Here is a 15,912-nt window from a genome sequence, read left to right as displayed (position 1 = left end):
GAATAATGACTAAAAAATTGAAAGCTGTGATTATCGGGCCAGGTAATATTGGTACTGATTTATTGATGAAAATGCAGCGTTCAGAGTGGATTGAACCGGTTTGGATGGTGGGAATAGATCCGGAGTCTGAAGGATTGAAGCGTGCCCGTGAAATGGGAATTAATACCTCGGCGGAAGGTGTTGATGGCGTATTGCCTCATGTGATTAAAGACGACATTCGCATCGCATTTGATGCGACGTCAGCCTATGTTCATGAGGAGAACAGTCGAAAATTAAATGAGCTTGGTGTGATTATGGTGGATCTGACACCAGCAGCTATTGGCCCGTTCTGTGTGCCACCGGTTAATCTGAAAGAGCATACGGAAGCGCTTAAGCTGAATGTGAATATGGTGACTTGTGGTGGTCAAGCGACCATTCCTATGGTGGCAGCGGTGTCACAAGTACAGGCCGTAGAATACGGTGAAATTGTGGCCACGGTTTCCTCACGTTCTGTCGGTCCAGGTACACGACAAAATATTGATGAATTTACCAGAACCACGTCTGGTGCTGTTGAGAAAGTGGGTGGTGCTAAAAAAGGCAAGGCGATCATTGTTATTAATCCCGCAGAGCCTCCATTAATTATGCGGGACACGATTCACTGCCTGACGGAAAATGAACCAGATCAAGTGGCAATCACCCGGTCGGTACACGATATGGTGGCAGAAGTTCAGAAATATGTGCCGGGCTATCGTCTGGTTAATGGTCCGGTCTTTGATGGCAATCGAGTAACTATGTTTATGGAAGTGGAAGGGCTTGGTGACTTTCTGCCTAAGTACGCGGGTAATCTGGATATTATGACTGCTGCCGGTTTACGAACGGCAGAAATGTTTGCTGAAGAAGCGGCTAACGGCGCCATCACCCTTCCGGCACGTGGAGAATAACAATGAACCTGAATGGAAAAAAAGTCACTCTCCACGATATGTGCCTGCGGGATGGCATGCACGCCAAGCGTCATCAAATTTCTCTGGATGAGATGGTGAATATCGCCACCGCAATGGACGACGCAGGTATTCCTTTAATTGAAGTGACTCATGGCGATGGCTTAGGTGGCGCCTCGGTCAACTATGGTTTTCCTGCTCACAGTGATGAAGAGTATTTGGATGCCGTTATTCCTAAAATGAAAAATGCCAAGGTATCCGCATTGCAGCTGCCAGGTATTGGCACTCTGGACCATTTGCGAATGGCCAAAGATTTCGGTGTGTCCACTATTCGTGTGGCCACTCACTGTACTGAAGCGGATGTTTCGGAACAGCATATTGGAATGTCTGCGAAAATGGGCATGGACACCGTGGGCTTCTTGATGATGGCACATATGGTTAGCCCGGAGAAAATTCTGGAGCAGGCCAGACTGATGGAAAGCTATGGCGCGAACTGCATTTATTGTACGGATTCTGCCGGCTATATGTTGCCGGATGAAGTGACTGCGAAAATTGGTTTGTTACGCTCAGAGCTTAAGCCTGAAACTGAAATCGGCTTTCACGGTCATCACAATTTGGGCATGGGAATTGCCAACTCACTGTCTGCTATTGAGGCTGGTGCTGCTCGAATTGACGGTTCGGTTGCGGGCCTTGGTGCTGGAGCTGGGAACACGCCGTTGGAAGTCTTTGTCGCGGTGCTGAACAGAATGGGTGTCGAGAGTGGCGTAGATCTTTATAAAATCAGTGATGTAGCTGAAGATCTGGTAGTGCCTATGATGGATCAGCCCATTCGGATTGATCGTGATGCGCTGACGCTAGGGTATGCCGGCGTCTATTCTTCTTTCTTGCTGTTTGCTAAACGTGCCTCTGCCAAGTACGGCGTATCGGCTCGGGATATTCTGGCAGAGTTAGGTCGTCGAGGAACGGTGGGTGGTCAGGAAGATATGATTGAAGATCTGGCGCTAACGATGGCAAAAGAAAAGGGCTTGATATAAGTGATACAAATGGCTGGCGTTAGTCGTCAGCCGGTGTTTCATTTTTCTGCTGCTGCTCTTTAATTTCCTGAACCCAGCGGAAGACTTCGGCAACGGGTTCAATGAGATCTCCCGGAATAAAATCGGCAATGTTCAGGTGAAATAGGGCATGAGCCAGGGGGACGTTTTCAAGTACCGGTATTCCCTCCTTTTCAGCTATTTTAACGATGAAGCGGGCGCGTCCTCCCCGACCCTTTACAGTAACTAATGGTAGAGGTGTTTTGCCCTGACGATATTGCAGGCCAATGGCCAGGTGAGTAGGGTTTTTGATGACGACGTCTGATTTTCCGGTATTTTCAGCCTCGTTCAATATTTCCTGGTGAATCTCTTTTCGTTTACCCTTTATCTCTGGGCTACCTTCACTTTCCTTATGTTCACGTTTGACTTCATCTTTCGTCATCCGGTTTTGCTTCATGAAGTTCCAACGCTCAAACATATAATCCAAAACGGCAATAACCAGAAAAGCTGCCAAAGCATAAATTAGCAATTTTTTTATCAGAACGCCGGTTATTGGAAGAATACAATCTTTACCGCAGTAAGGCATATTTACCATATCCCTCAAGCTGCTGGTTAAAACGTGATAAACGACAAAGCTTAAAAAAACAACCTTAATAATCGATTTAATAAATTCGACAAGGTTTTTTATAGCAAATATTTTCTTAGCGCCTTCAATGGGGTTTATTTTTTTGATATCGGGCTTTATCGATTCACCAGAAAAAAGAAAGCCGAACTGAATTAAATTGCCAGCAATGGCTGCTGTGGCAGTAACAGCGACCAGTGGTAAGAGTAAATCTATTGTTTTGGTCAAAAGGCCTTCGGTCACTAATTTGAAGGCCTGACCGAAAGGCTCGTTATAATACTGAGTAGGCAGTATGACCATTTCTTCAATAGCACTGATAAAATCATCACTTTTCGCCCAGAGCAAGGAAAGCACGGCGATCAGGGTAAATGTGCCAGTTACTTCTTTACTTTGGGCGACCTGTCCTTTCTGCCGGGCGTCCCGTAGTTTTTTTGGGGTGGGGTCTTCAGTTTTTTCGTCGCTCATTTCCAGATGACTCCTAATGAGTCAAGCAGTTGCGGAAGGCCCATCATTTTTTTTCGGGTCAGCGCTAGAATGGTGTCCATGTAAACAACGAGAATAGCGCAGGCTACTGCTGATTTTATTGGCATGGCCAGAATAAATACGTTGAGCTGAGGGGCTGCGCGACTGATCAGGGCGAGACCGAACTCGCTGATAAACATACAGATGATGACCGGTGCTGCGAGCCACATTGAAATTTGGATAATCTGATCAAACTGAAGAAGAAAAAATGTGGTTGCATCAAGGTTGATTTGAGGGAAGTAGGAAAATACCGGCCATACTTTGTATGAGATGATAATGCCTTCCAGCATGAGCAGAAACAAGCCACTGGTCATTACCAGCGCGATGACAGCCTGCATAAACAGAATCCCCATGGGTGAGGTTTCAGCCCCTGAGAATGGGTTAAGGATACTGGCGCTTGATGCACCCCGTTGGTTATCGATGAAAAAGCCTGCAGACTCCAGTGCCCAATAAGGAATGGCCAGACAGAACCCGATAATTCCACCAATGAATGCTTCTTTGATCACAATGCCGGCGGTGTTATAGATAGTAGGTTCTACACCAGAATAGGTTTCGGTGAGCATAGGGTGCATAAACAAAACAAGGCAGGCGGCAATGCCATTACGAATCATGGCGCCACCGAGGTTTCGTTTATGCAATATGGGCAGCACAGTGAACAGAGCAATAATTCTGGGAGTGCCCATTGAGAGGATGTAAAACCATTCTTTCAGGTCGTCAATGGGAATAATCATGATTAGAGCCTTTCAATCATATTCATCATCATGATGGTGAAGTTGTAGAGCTCTATGCCCATCCAGCGGGAAGTGAGGAAGATACTGATCACAACAGCGATCAGTTTGAAGGCGAAAGGCAACGTTTGCTCCTGAATCTGGGTCAGAGCCTGAATAAGGCTGATAATCAAACCAATGGCTGTCGCCGCGATGATGGGCGGCATGGAAAGAATCAGGGTCAACCACAGAGACTGGGCAGTGAGCGTTAGGATCTGGGGATCATGCATAGCTTAATACCAGTCCGTGAATTAATCGTGTCCAGCCATCAATCAGGACAAACAATAACAGTTTAAACGGCAGTGATATGGTCATGGGCGAGACCATCATCATACCCATGGCCAAGAGAATATTGGAGACGATCAAATCAATGATGATAAACGGCAGGTACAGCAGAAAACCGATCTCAAAGGCTTTCGTCAGCTCACTGATGCAAAAAGAAGGCATCAGGACAATCAGATCATCGGCATCAAGCTGGGCCTGATAGGCTTCAGGCCAGATTTTTCGCGCAGTTCGCAGGAAGAAATTTCTTTCCCGCTCGGATGTGTTCTTTTTTAGAAAATCCCGGTAGGGCGTGATCAACAGTTCAATATTTTCTGATAGTTGATCAGCGTCTTCCATTTCAAAGCTGATCTCCTGCTCTTGAATCATCTCCCAGGTTTCAAACCCAATGGGCGCCATAATGTAAAAAGTTAAAATAATGGCCAGTGCGTTCATGGCGATATTGGGTGGGATTTGCTGAAGACCTGTGGCATTTCGAAGAATGGAAAAAACCACCACCAGCTTTAAAAAGGATGTCCCCATCACGGCAAAAAATGGCACCAGCGCAATCAGCGCCAGCGGAAGCATCAAATAAAAGGGACTGGTAAGCGTAATTGCGCCGGTTTCCATGGCTGCCTTTAACCTCGAAGGAGGTTTGCTGTGACTCTGGTTATCAGAATCAGTTCACAATTCTGGTAATACGCGCACCCAGTCGATTATTGACCTGCACCAGCTGGCACTCTGCGATAAGTTTGCCATTGGCTCGAACATTCACTGGTTGTTCAATTGGTCTTTCCAGATCGAACACATGGCCTGGCTTCAGCATCTGAATTTCCTGGGCGCTGAATTGCTGCCGACCTACCTCAAAAAGCAATTCCAGCTCAAGGTCTGACAGGCTGACTTGTTCGTTATCGTCGAATTGATCTTCTTCCATCGTATCCATCCTGCTTTTGATGGTGATTTTTGTCCCTTCCGCCTCACCGACAAAAGCTAGCTTAGGGTTGATGCGGACGATCAGCTGCTGCCCGGTCACGTGGTAATTGAAAAAAACAACGTCACCGGTGCCAAGTTGTTCGACCTCCACCTTAGACAGTTTTGCTTGCCCAAGTTCCAGCCCGGCCCATACGGGAATATCAGACGATTGATCCACCGGATGCAGAACTGGCAGTAACTTGATTAACTCGAAAATGATCGGACTGGATTCCATAAACACCGGATACCGGGTGCCGCCCACTTGAATGTTAATGGTGAAATCTGCGTGAGGTGATTGTCCGTCACTGGATGTCAGGCTGATAAACTTGATGGCAATGCCAGTAGCATTAATAAGGCTCTGGAAAACAACATGAAGTTTGCTCTCCATCGCAGCCTGAACTAAATCGCTTGGCAGGGAAGTGAGCACAGAGGAGGATAAATCGGCAGGCATTATTTGATCAATAAAGGCCTCACCGGTAAAAAACGTCACTGGCTGTTGGTTCACTTCTAGTTGTAATTTTAACGGCGGGGCTTTTGCGGGAGCACCGTTACCCAGTGCCAGCTCCCAAGGTTGTCCGTCAACAGACATCGAGATACTGGATTGACGCTCGCTCAGAAGCTTGCTGAGTAACAGCTCCGATGGAGAGACTGAGGGTAGATCCAGAAGATCATTTGCCATTGTTGTTTAACTCATGCCTGACGGTTACTGGAGTTTTGATCGTTTTCTTCTCCAACATACTGGTTTCTGGAGCGGCCATCGGCATCCTGATTATTACTGCCGGCAAGATTGACATTGACTTGAACCCGGTCGTTTGAAAATCGGTCAGCTAGCAGTTTTTGCAGACCGGCTTCATGTTGTGCCAGAAAGTTACCTGCTTCTGCAGAGCTGGTATTCATGGTGACGGTCAGCTCCCCAGCGTTTCTTTGAATGCGAATTTCTGTGCCGGGAAGCACGCTGTCCTTCATGGTAATTCTGACTTCAGCACCATTAATGGCATCCTTGGCGGAGACTTTGATCTGATCTGCCAGCTTGTTGAGTGTTGCCTCGACTTCTTTGACGTTGTTCGTCTGTTGAATCTCTCTAAGCTGAAGATCCGATTTTATTTGTCCTTCTTTTGTACTTTGGAGCAATGCATGTTCAGCGCCATCCTGTTCGTTTTGAAACATGTTTTCATCCTGATCGCCTTCCCGTTCTTTTATGGCGCCTTTGGGTGTCTGACTGCGCTCAGCAAGCAGGCTTTCCAGGCTCTGATCGCCGTCGTCTGCTTTTTTGGTTTCTGGATTGTTTTTGTTGTTCTCAGTATTTTTCTCTTTGGCGCGTTTTTCTTTTGCCATACGATCCGCAAAGTCACTGGCCTGTCTTTCAGATACCTGACGACTTTGCTTGTTGTAGTCCTGTTCTGGCGGTGGTGTTGACTGTGATTTTCCGCCTGGGGTCAGACTATCCATATCTACTGGCTCCTATTGCTTTGATTTACCGGTGAACTCTTCCATTTCCAAGTCTTCAAGGCGTAATGCTTCTTTTGCTGCCTCTTCATCTTGAACCTTGCAGAACTCTTCAAATTTTTCTACGGCGAGTTTTGCCTGTACGTGTTTCTCTTTTGCAGATTCCAGAGCTTCTTCGGCGCTGACGACCTGTTTTTCTGCTTCCGAAATGGCTTCTTCCATGGCCACGTCTTTTTCTCGCATAATGGCCACTTTCTGTTTCAACTTATCCAGATCGTTCTGCACGACAGAAGTATTCATTATGTTATCGTAAAGCTGTTGTTCTTCTTTACATCGCCAGTCAATGTACTCGGTCAGTTCCCGTTTACGGTCTGCTACATCTTTCTTGCGTTGCTCAAGGATGTCTTCACAACGATGGACTTCTCGTTCCGCCGACTCTTCACGGATCTTTTTGACTTTTAGCAGTTCCTTGAGCATTGACTCAGCGACCTACGATGTGGCGAAGCTGCTGGATGGCTTCATCAACAGTGGTGAGCTCATCGGTTTTTTGCTTTAGATAAGTTCGGATGGTTTCTATTTTCTGTATGGCTTCATCGGCGGTTGGGTCAGTGCCGGGCTTGTATTCACCGACTTTTACCAGTAGCTCAATTTCTTCATACTTTGACATCAACTCTCGCATTCGGATTGCGGCGGCCTGATGCGCCTGATCAGTGATTGCTGTCATTACCCGGCTGGCACTGGCCAACACATCGATGGCAGGGTAATGGCCTGAGGATGCCAGCTTTCGGGACATGATGATGTGACCGTCCAGAATGGAGCGAGTTTCGTCAGCCACTGGCTCAGTCATGTCATCACCTTCCACAAGCACGGTGTAAAGTGCCGTGATTGAACCAACATCAGACATCCCTGTTCTTTCCATCAGTTTGGGAAGTGTGGCGAAGACGGAGGGTGGAAAACCTCTTCGTGTTGGTGGCTCGCCGGCAGCCAAACCGATTTCCCGCTGTGCCCTGGCGAAACGGGTAACGGAGTCCATTAGCAGCAAAACTTTCTGACCCTTGTCCCGGAAATATTCCGCAACCGCGGTTGCGGTATAAGCTGCCTTGGTTCGCTCCATGGATGATTTGTCAGAGGTGGCTACAATGATGACGGATTTCTTGACGCCTTCAGGTCCGAGGTCATGTTCTATAAATTCTCTGAGCTCTCGTCCCCGTTCACCAATCAGTGCCAGAACCGTAACATCCACCTCGGCGCCTTTTACCAGCATGGAAAGCAAGGTACTTTTACCACCACCCGCCGCTGCAAAAATACCCATTCTCTGACCTTCGCCACAACTGAGTAGGCCATCGATGGCTCGAACGCCCAAAGGAATCTGATGATCGATGATTTGCCGAGTGAGTGGATCGGGAGCATTGGCGTAGACGGGGTAATGTGCTTCTGGTTCGATACCTTCAAAGGCATCTGGCTGCAGAGGGCTGCCCATACCATCCAACACATGACCCAATAAGTGAGGGCCTACGGCAACATGATGAACCTTACCTGTGGGTAATACTTCTGTGGTTGATGAAATACCCATAATCTCACCCAGAGGAGAAAGCACGGTTTCATGTCCCTGAAATCCGACCACTTCGGCAAAAGATTGTTTATCACTGGGATCGTTTGGCGAAACCAGTTGGCAAAGTTCGCCAATCTTCACGCCAGGAACCGCCGCTTTGATAATCATCCCCTGAACTTCAGTCACTCGGCCCCGGATATCCACAAGCCGGCTACTTTCAACCGTTCCCTGGAGAGCATTGGTTAAATAATTAAATGCTTGTGCCAACTTGAAGCCTCCATTGTTGTGAGTATTGCTGTGAGGAGATTATGGTTTTCTATTTCCTGTATTCGACCTTGAGGCGTGGGTCTTAATGAATATGTGCCTAATGGCTGATCAGAGGTAGGAATTAACATAAAAAAAGTGGGCATAAAGCCCACTTTTATAAAGTACCAATATTGGTGTTTACACCATCATGCCCATGTCACCAGGACCACCTGGGCCGCTCTGGTTATTCTGCTGACGAGGTGGTGTTTTTGGTGTTACGGGTTGACCCTGCTTAGAAAGATCCAGTTCGCTGACACACCATTCCAGTGTGTTCACAAACTTCTCAAGGGTGGATTCGAACAAACCGTAGTCACAAGAAGCTTGAAGTGAACGAATCAGCAGTACTTCAGACTTATCATGATTCAGTGCCAGAAAGGCACCCTGCATGCTGTGATGCTGAAGGTTAAGAGATAGCATTCTCTCAAACAGTTCGGTTTTGGCCGAATCGTGGGCATCCATCGGGCGTACAGAGGCGACAAAGACCAGAGCTTCATCGTCTTCGAGGTATTCCATATTGACGATGAGGGTGTCGTCAAAGCATAAACCGCAGGCATCATGCTCGTTGAGCTTAAGCTCACCCAGACCGATGCTCTGGGCAAAGTGTTGTAGATGTTGTTCTACATTCTGCTTGAAAGACATCAGGTCCTTCCTCCACTGATTTATTTTGCTGTTTTATTGTTAAACATTGAGCTGTTTTATAATGTTAGTCATTTATAGCTTAGACACTATGTATAGCTCAGACTGCCCGGTTGCGAAAAAATTCTATGGAATTGATCGGCTGGGGTTTTAGTTTTCTGAAGCTCGGGTGAAAATTAGCTGCAAAGTAACGGTTTTACCTCTTTTATTGAGACCCTGATTAGTGATTAATGACGACATCTGGATGAGAGAAGCGCTGCTGGAAGCGGATAAAGGGCGTCAAAAAGGCGAGGTGCCTGTTGGTGCGGTGGTGGTAAAAGATGGCCAGATACTGGCACGATCCTGTAATCAGCCTATTTCGTCCTGCAATCCGGTGGCCCATGCAGAAATCCTTGTTCTGCAACTGGCCGCTGAGGTTATCGGTAATTACCGGCTGGTGGACTGCGATCTTTATGTCACCCTGGAGCCTTGCACCATGTGTGCTGGCGGGATTATTCACAGCCGGATTCGACGGTTAATCTTCGGTGCAATGGAACCTAAAGCTGGCGCAGCGGTCAGTGCTTCAAGGGTGTTTGATCAACCTTGGGTGAATCACCGGGTGGAGGTGGTGGGCGGTGTGCTGCAGGATGAGTGCAGTACGATGATTAGTAGTTTCTTTCGCGACCGCCGCAGGCAAATCCGAGAGCAAAAAGGTAAACCTCTTCGCTGATAATGCAGTAAAAGCCGAAATTTATGGCGGTTGACCGCTGGTTTCCTGAGGCCAGTTTCGATTATCATAGCGACCTTTGATCATTCCCCTGAGTTGAGAGACTGCAGCACAAGGACTGCGTGTAATCCAAATCAGGAAGTGACCACCTGTGAGCTTTCTGATTTTAATTATTCGCTCCTGGCTGCAGTCCTGTTGTGACACGTTATTAATAGACAAGTCCCGAGGACAGACCAGAACATGCTGATACTGCGTGGCGCTCCTGCACTTTCCCACTTTCGCAGTCAAAAGCTGCTTGCCCAGCTTCAGGGCAAAGTTCCTGCAATCACTGCTGTCGTTGCTGATTTTCAGCATTACGTCAAAAAAATGTCAGAGCTGGATGATAATCAAGCAGCCATTCTGGAAAAGTTGCTCACTTATGGACCAACGATTCAGCAAAGAATCCCAGATAGTGTTTCATGGAAAGGTGAGTATCTGGTGGTTCCCCGACCTGGTACTATTTCTCCTTGGTCCAGCAAAGCGTCTGAAATAGCAAGGAACTGTGGCCTATCCATGATTCAGCGGATTGAACGTGGTGTGAGGTTTGTGGTTTATGCGGATGCTGAACTGTCTTCGGAGCAAGAGGCGGCTGTCATTGCCGGGCTTCATGATCGGATGACTCAGTCTGTATTCCACAGTGAAGACGAGATTCCCCAGCTGTTTGCAGTTTCTGAGCCCGCCCCAATGAAGACAGTGGCGGTATTGGAAGGTGGCAGAGACGCACTGGTGAGTGCAAACCAGTCGTTAGGATTAGCACTGGCCGATGACGAAATCGATTATCTGGTTGAAAGCTATCAAAAGCTTGAACGAGACCCTTCCGACGTTGAGTTAATGATGTTTGCCCAGGCAAACTCAGAACATTGTCGTCACAAAATTTTTAACGCGTCCTGGAGTATTGATGGCGAAGAGCAGGATCTCTCCCTGTTCAAGATGATTCGAAACACCCACGCCCTGAACGGTGAAGGTGTGCTTTCTGCCTATAAAGACAACGCCTCGGTCATTGAAGGCTTCCACTCCAAGCGCTTTTATCCGGAAGCGGAGAGTCGGGAGTATGGCTTCAACGAAGAAGCTATCCATATCCTGATGAAGGTAGAAACCCACAACCACCCAACGGCGATTGCGCCGTGGGCTGGCGCTGCGACTGGATCTGGTGGTGAGATTCGTGATGAAGGTGCCACGGGTAAAGGTTCCAAACCGAAAGCCGGCTTAACCGGTTTTACTGTGTCTAACTTGCAAATTCCGGGCTACGAGCAGCCGTGGGAACAGAGTTATGGCAAGCCGGATCGAATTGTTTCACCATTGGATATCATGATTCATGGTCCGCTGGGTGGCGCCGGTTTTAACAATGAGTTTGGCCGCCCAAATCTTTGTGGGTATTTCAGAACCTTTGAAGCCCGTGTGAATGGCGCTGCCGGTTATGAAGTTCGCGGATACCACAAGCCCATCATGTTGGCCGGTGGCCTCGGCAATATCAAAGCGGAGCATGTGGAAAAAGGTGAAATCCCTGTTGGCGCGAAACTGATTGTCCTTGGTGGCCCGGCCATGCAGATCGGCCTGGGCGGTGGTGCGGCGTCTTCCATGACCTCTGCGGACGGTCAGGAAGATTTGGATTTTGCCAGTGTGCAGCGGGACAACCCGGAGATGGAGCGCCGTTGCCAGGAAGTCATCGATCGTTGTTGGCAGCAGGGCGATAATAATCCGATTGCCTTTATTCATGATGTTGGCGCAGGTGGTTTGTCAAATGCACTGCCGGAACTAGTGAGCGATGGTGGCCGTGGTGGTCACTTCCAGCTTCGGGCCATCAATAATGATGAACCGGGCATGTCGCCACTGGCGCTGTGGTGTAATGAATCCCAGGAACGTTATGTGCTCGCGGTGGCAACAGACGACCTGAGTCGTTTTGAAGAGATCTGCCGGCAAGAGCGTTGCCCTTATGCGGTGGTGGGTGAAGCAATAGAAGAAGAGCATCTTTTGGTTGATGACAGTCATTTCGACAACCAACCCGTGGATATGCCCTTGGAGGTGCTGCTGGGCAAACCGCCCAAAATGCATCGGGAAATTCAGAGGCAATCATTCGAACGTGAACCACTGAACCTTGATGACGTCCCAATGTTGGAAGCCATGGAACGTGTTCTGAAACTACCTTCTGTGGCCAGCAAAAGCTTTTTGATCACCATCGGCGACAGAACCATTACCGGCCTGGTCAATCGTGATCAGATGGTGGGTCCGTGGCAGGTGCCGGTGGCAGATTGCGCAGTGACCGCCTCCAGTTTTGACCGTTACACCGGCGAAGCCATGTCCATGGGAGAGCGAACGCCGCTTGCTCTGATTAATTCACCGGCCTCCGGTCGTATGGCAGTTGGCGAATCGATCACCAATATTGCCAGTGCCTGCATCGAAAAAATGAGCGATATCAAACTTTCTGCCAACTGGATGGCCGCAGCAGGGCATCCGGGGGAAGATGAAAATCTTTATGAGACAGTGAAAACAGTTGGAATGGAATTATGCCCTGCGTTGGGTATTGCTATTCCGGTAGGCAAAGATTCCATGTCCATGAGAACCCAATGGCAGGAAGATGGCGAAACTAAAAGCGTCACTTCGCCTTTATCATTGGTCATTACGGCTTTTGCGCCGGTTCAGGATATTCGCAAAACCCTAACTCCCCAATTGAAAACCGATCAGGGCAATACCGATCTGCTTCTGATTGATCTGGGGCGGGATCATAACCGCCTTGGTGGGTCAGCGCTGGCTCAGGTTTATGGTCAAGTAGGTGACCAGGCTCCGGATGTGGATTCTCCTGAAGACCTTAAAGGCTTCTTCAATGCCATTCAGGAAATGATGGCTAAGGACTTGCTGCTTGCTTATCACGATCGTTCTGATGGTGGCCTGTTTACCACATTGATCGAGATGGCATTTGCCGGACATACCGGTATTGCGGTGGATCTCGATAAACTGGCGGGCAATAAATCCATGATTCTGCCCGCGCTGTTTAATGAAGAGCTGGGTGCAGTGATTCAGGTTCGTCACAGGGACAAAGGCATTGTAAAAGACATTCTCGCTCAATATGGGCTGGCGTCTTGCTCACACACTATCGGTACGTTAGCGGATGCTCAGCAAGTGAAGTTCCGCTTTAACGGAGCAGAATTGATCAGTGAAAGTCGAGTGAAGCTCCAGCGCTGGTGGGCAGAAACCAGTTATCGCATTCAGGCACTTCGGGATAACCCGGAATGTGCACGACAAGAGTTTGATAACCTGCTGGACGACAAAGATCTAGGGCTCCATGCTTCGTTGCCTTTTGACATCAACAAAGACATTGCCGCACCTTACATTAATACCGGTGTTCGACCTGCCATGGCCATTCTGCGGGAGCAGGGTGTAAATGGTCAGGTTGAAATGGCCGCTGCATTTGATCGGGCCGGTTTTAAAACCTATGACGTTCATATGAGTGATATTCTCTCTGGGCGACGTAGCCTGGAGGAGTTTAAAGGGCTGGTGGCTTGTGGTGGCTTCTCTTACGGAGATGTCTTGGGCGCTGGTGAAGGCTGGGCTAAATCCATTCTTTTTAACGAACAGGCAAGGGAACAATTTGCCCAATTTTTTGAACGGCGGGACAGTTTTGCGCTGGGTGTTTGTAATGGATGTCAGATGTTGTCTAATCTTCATGACTTGATCCCTGGCGCAGATTTATGGCCGCATTTTGTTCGTAATCAGTCGGAGCAGTTTGAGGCTCGAGTTTCTATGGTGGAAGTTCAGAAGAGCCGTTCCATCTTCTTCCAGGGTATGGAAGGGGCGCGAATGCCGATTGCGGTTGCCCATGGAGAAGGTCATGCTGAATTTGCCAATCCATCCCATGTTGACCAGCTGTTCACGAATGAACAGGTGTCGTTGAGGTTTGTGGATAATCTTGGCAAGCCAACTGTTCGTTATCCTTATAATCCGAACGGTTCGCCTCAAGGGGTTACGGGTTTAACCAGTGCCGATGGTCGTGTCACTATTATGATGCCGCACCCGGAGCGAGTGTTCCGTAAAGTGCAAAACAGCTGGCATCCGGAGCATTGGGGCGAAGATGCACCATTGATGAGGATGTTCCGCAATGCCCGTGCCTGGATAGGTTAGGCGAATATAATTGTTAGTGTTTATTCCCGTGCCCCGATTTTTTGGAGTACGGGAATACTGAAGAGTAATGAATATGATGAAACAACTGGCTACCGCTTTTCTGGTGATTTTTCTTACCGGGTGCATGACGGATACTACTGGTACAACGTATTCCAGTGGTGAAGCCCGGCGCATTCAGCAAGTGAGTTTTGGCACTATTTCTGAACTTCAGTATGTGAAAATTGAAGGTACAGAAGGTGCTGTGGGCACCATTGCTGGTGCTGCCATTGGTGGCATTGCCGGATCAACAGTTGGTGGCGGCAGAGGCAGTGATATAGCTGCCGTGCTCGGTGGTGTTGCCGGTGGCGTGCTTGGCAGTATGACTGAAAAAGAACTGACCGGGCAGCAGGGCATTGAAATGACCATTCGCCTTGATAGTGGCAGTTATATTTCAGTGGTTCAGGAAGCGAACTCTAATGCGCCGCTGCAGATGGGTGATAAGGTAAAAATCTTAACTCAGGGTAATACCACTCGAGTGGTCAGAGCTTATTGATATCGGCAGTTCTTAAATCGGTAGTTCTTAAGAAGGAGAGTGAGGATGGGAGGCAAAACAGTCGTCGCATTATTAGTTGCCGTGCTAATGGTTGGCGTAGCAGGTTGGTTGCTGTTCTCCGGCAGTGAAGAGGTTCAAGAGCTGCCGCTGTCTGAGGTGATCTCTGTAGAAGACGATGGTGAAGTGTCTGATCTTGAGGGAGAAAAAAACTTTCCTGAACTTGAGTTTGATGAGTTAGCCGATGAAACCCGCATTATTTTGGTAGAGCCGGAAGAGGATGAGCTTACAAACCTGCTTTCTGAAAAAGTCATACGTAATGATCAGATTGTGGATAAAACGTCAAAGGTAAATGAATGAGTTGTGAGATATGTCTCACGTCAATTGGTGAAAATGTCGACTGTTTCTCAATCTTGCTGACTGGTAACGTAGATAGTGCAAGGACGCACTGATCACATGGATGTGATCCCACCAGTTCTGCTGGTGGGTTTTACCTTACTCTTTCCTGTTTCCCCTCTGTCACAACGTTTTAATGACAATAACCATGGTCAATTCTGACCTCGTTTCTTGCAAACCACGCATGTTTTTTTTACTGTGTCATTGTCCGGTCATGAATCATTAATGGTCGATCCTGAGGTAAGGCGATGACTCTGTTAATCGAGCCTGAAATGTTGGCAACGCTGCTCAATGATGAGCAATTGGTGGTGCTTGATGCGCGCTTTAGTCTTGCAGATATAAAGCTTGGCCGGGTGATGTATGACCAAGGACATATCCCCGGAGCGATTTATGCGGATCTGGAAAAAGACCTATCCGGTGACATCATCCCGGGTAAAACCGGCCGGCACCCTTTACCAGAATCTTCTGATTGGCTGGAAACGCTGAGTCGGTGGGGGATCACAGAGAGCTCACAAATTGTCGTTTACGATGATGGCGGGCATGCCATGGCTGCAAGAGCCTGGTGGTTGCTGCGTTGGGCCGGTTTGAGGCATGTGTCCGTGCTTCATGGAGGTATGAAAGCTTGGTTGGGTGGTCGTTATCCAGTGACCGCAGATACTTCTGAAACGATTCCTGTACTTAATCACCTGACTACCGGTCATATGCCGGTGATCTCTGCTGACGACCTGCAAGCGCAAATAGTCAGTGGCGGCCTTCTTAACCCACTGGTGGATGCTCGAGCCCACGAACGTTTCAGGGGTGAAGAAGAAAGTATAGACCCTATCGCTGGCCATATTCCCGGTGCTACTTGCCATCCCTTTACCGATAACCTGAACGACGATGGACGTTTTTTGCCGCCTGAACAGCTGAATGAAATTTTCTCATCACTCACAACTGGAAGTGCCAGCCTTGTCTTCTATTGTGGCTCCGGAGTAACGGCCTGCCACAATATTCTGGCCATGGAGTACGCAGGCCTTCATGGTGCTGTACTATATTCCGGCTCATGGAGTGAATGGATTACTAACCCGGAACGACCTGTTGCCCGAGGTTAGAAA

The 15,912-nt window shown here is 48.3% G+C and carries 16 protein-coding genes; 7 read left to right on the top strand and 9 right to left on the bottom strand.

The window, feature by feature from the left end; all coding sequences use genetic code 11:
• Positions 1-5: 5 nt before the first annotated feature.
• Entirely contained in the window at positions 6-920 is a 915-nt protein-coding gene (locus AKL11_RS18785) for an acetaldehyde dehydrogenase (acetylating) (RefSeq protein WP_067520335.1), read from the top strand.
• 2 nt (positions 921-922) lie between these two features.
• Positions 923-1,951 carry a 4-hydroxy-2-oxovalerate aldolase gene (gene dmpG / locus AKL11_RS18780; RefSeq protein WP_067520333.1) on the top strand — a complete coding sequence of 343 codons (1,029 nt, stop codon included), beginning with the start codon at positions 923-925 and terminating at the stop codon, positions 1,949-1,951.
• Positions 1,952-1,970: 19 nt separating this feature from the next.
• Here dmpG and sctU read toward each other — a convergent pair whose 3' ends face one another.
• The 9 genes from sctU to AKL11_RS18735 form a co-directional block, all read right to left on the bottom strand.
• On the bottom strand, positions 1,971-3,035 hold the full coding sequence (sctU, locus tag AKL11_RS18775) for a type III secretion system export apparatus subunit SctU (RefSeq protein WP_067520330.1): 1,065 nt from the start codon (positions 3,033-3,035) through the stop codon (positions 1,971-1,973).
• Positions 3,032-3,823, bottom strand: a complete 792-nt coding sequence (gene sctT, locus AKL11_RS18770; RefSeq protein WP_067520328.1) for a type III secretion system export apparatus subunit SctT — start codon at positions 3,821-3,823, stop codon at positions 3,032-3,034. The genes sctU and sctT overlap by 4 nt, the downstream gene beginning before the upstream one ends.
• 2 nt (positions 3,824-3,825) lie before the next feature.
• The gene (gene sctS / locus AKL11_RS18765; protein WP_067520326.1) at positions 3,826-4,089 is read right to left on the bottom strand and encodes a type III secretion system export apparatus subunit SctS; all 264 of its coding nucleotides are present in this window, start codon (positions 4,087-4,089) and stop codon (positions 3,826-3,828) included.
• Complete coding sequence (sctR, locus tag AKL11_RS18760) at positions 4,082-4,750, bottom strand: type III secretion system export apparatus subunit SctR (RefSeq protein WP_067520324.1); 669 nt, start codon at positions 4,748-4,750, stop codon at positions 4,082-4,084. Before sctR ends, sctS begins: the two co-directional genes overlap by 8 nt.
• Before the next feature lie 49 nt (positions 4,751-4,799).
• The gene (sctQ, locus tag AKL11_RS18755; RefSeq protein ID WP_067520322.1) at positions 4,800-5,771 is read right to left on the bottom strand and encodes a type III secretion system cytoplasmic ring protein SctQ; all 972 of its coding nucleotides are present in this window, start codon (positions 5,769-5,771) and stop codon (positions 4,800-4,802) included.
• 11 nt (positions 5,772-5,782) lie between these two features.
• Positions 5,783-6,541, bottom strand: coding sequence for a type III secretion HpaP family protein (locus AKL11_RS18750; protein WP_067520320.1), 759 nt, complete (start codon positions 6,539-6,541; stop codon positions 5,783-5,785).
• Between the two features lie 12 nt (positions 6,542-6,553).
• Positions 6,554-7,015, bottom strand: coding sequence for a type III secretion system stalk subunit SctO (gene sctO / locus AKL11_RS18745; RefSeq protein WP_067520318.1), 462 nt, complete (start codon positions 7,013-7,015; stop codon positions 6,554-6,556).
• A gap of 4 nt (positions 7,016-7,019) precedes the next feature.
• Entirely contained in the window at positions 7,020-8,357 is a 1,338-nt protein-coding gene (sctN, locus tag AKL11_RS18740) for a type III secretion system ATPase SctN (protein ID WP_067520316.1), read from the bottom strand.
• A 177-nt stretch (positions 8,358-8,534) separates the two neighbouring features.
• On the bottom strand, positions 8,535-9,035 hold the full coding sequence (locus tag AKL11_RS18735; RefSeq protein ID WP_067520314.1) for a type III secretion system chaperone: 501 nt from the start codon (positions 9,033-9,035) through the stop codon (positions 8,535-8,537).
• A 220-nt stretch (positions 9,036-9,255) separates the two neighbouring features.
• Here AKL11_RS18735 and tadA point away from each other — a divergent pair, with 220 nt between their 5' ends.
• The 5 genes from tadA (at position 9,256) to AKL11_RS18710 (ending at position 15,909) form a co-directional block, all read left to right on the top strand.
• Positions 9,256-9,741: a tRNA adenosine(34) deaminase TadA gene (tadA, locus tag AKL11_RS18730; RefSeq protein ID WP_216636539.1), complete on the top strand. Its 486-nt coding sequence runs from the start codon at positions 9,256-9,258 to the stop codon at positions 9,739-9,741.
• A gap of 237 nt (positions 9,742-9,978) precedes the next feature.
• Complete coding sequence (gene purL / locus AKL11_RS18725) at positions 9,979-13,893, top strand: phosphoribosylformylglycinamidine synthase (RefSeq protein WP_067520312.1); 3,915 nt, start codon at positions 9,979-9,981, stop codon at positions 13,891-13,893.
• Between the two features lie 73 nt (positions 13,894-13,966).
• Positions 13,967-14,425, top strand: coding sequence for an outer membrane lipoprotein (locus AKL11_RS18720; protein ID WP_253705254.1), 459 nt, complete (start codon positions 13,967-13,969; stop codon positions 14,423-14,425).
• A 45-nt stretch (positions 14,426-14,470) separates the two neighbouring features.
• Positions 14,471-14,782 carry a hypothetical protein gene (locus AKL11_RS18715; RefSeq protein WP_067520309.1) on the top strand — a complete coding sequence of 104 codons (312 nt, stop codon included), beginning with the start codon at positions 14,471-14,473 and terminating at the stop codon, positions 14,780-14,782.
• Positions 14,783-15,066: 284 nt separating this feature from the next.
• The gene (locus tag AKL11_RS18710; RefSeq protein ID WP_067520307.1) at positions 15,067-15,909 is read left to right on the top strand and encodes a sulfurtransferase; all 843 of its coding nucleotides are present in this window, start codon (positions 15,067-15,069) and stop codon (positions 15,907-15,909) included.
• Positions 15,910-15,912 lie beyond the last annotated feature (3 nt).

The sequence above is a fragment of the Endozoicomonas ascidiicola genome (assembly GCF_001646945.1).
GTDB lineage: Bacteria > Pseudomonadota > Gammaproteobacteria > Pseudomonadales > Endozoicomonadaceae > Endozoicomonas > Endozoicomonas ascidiicola.
Note: the sequence above shows the minus strand (reverse complement) of the source record. Positions and strands in the feature narration are given on the sequence as shown.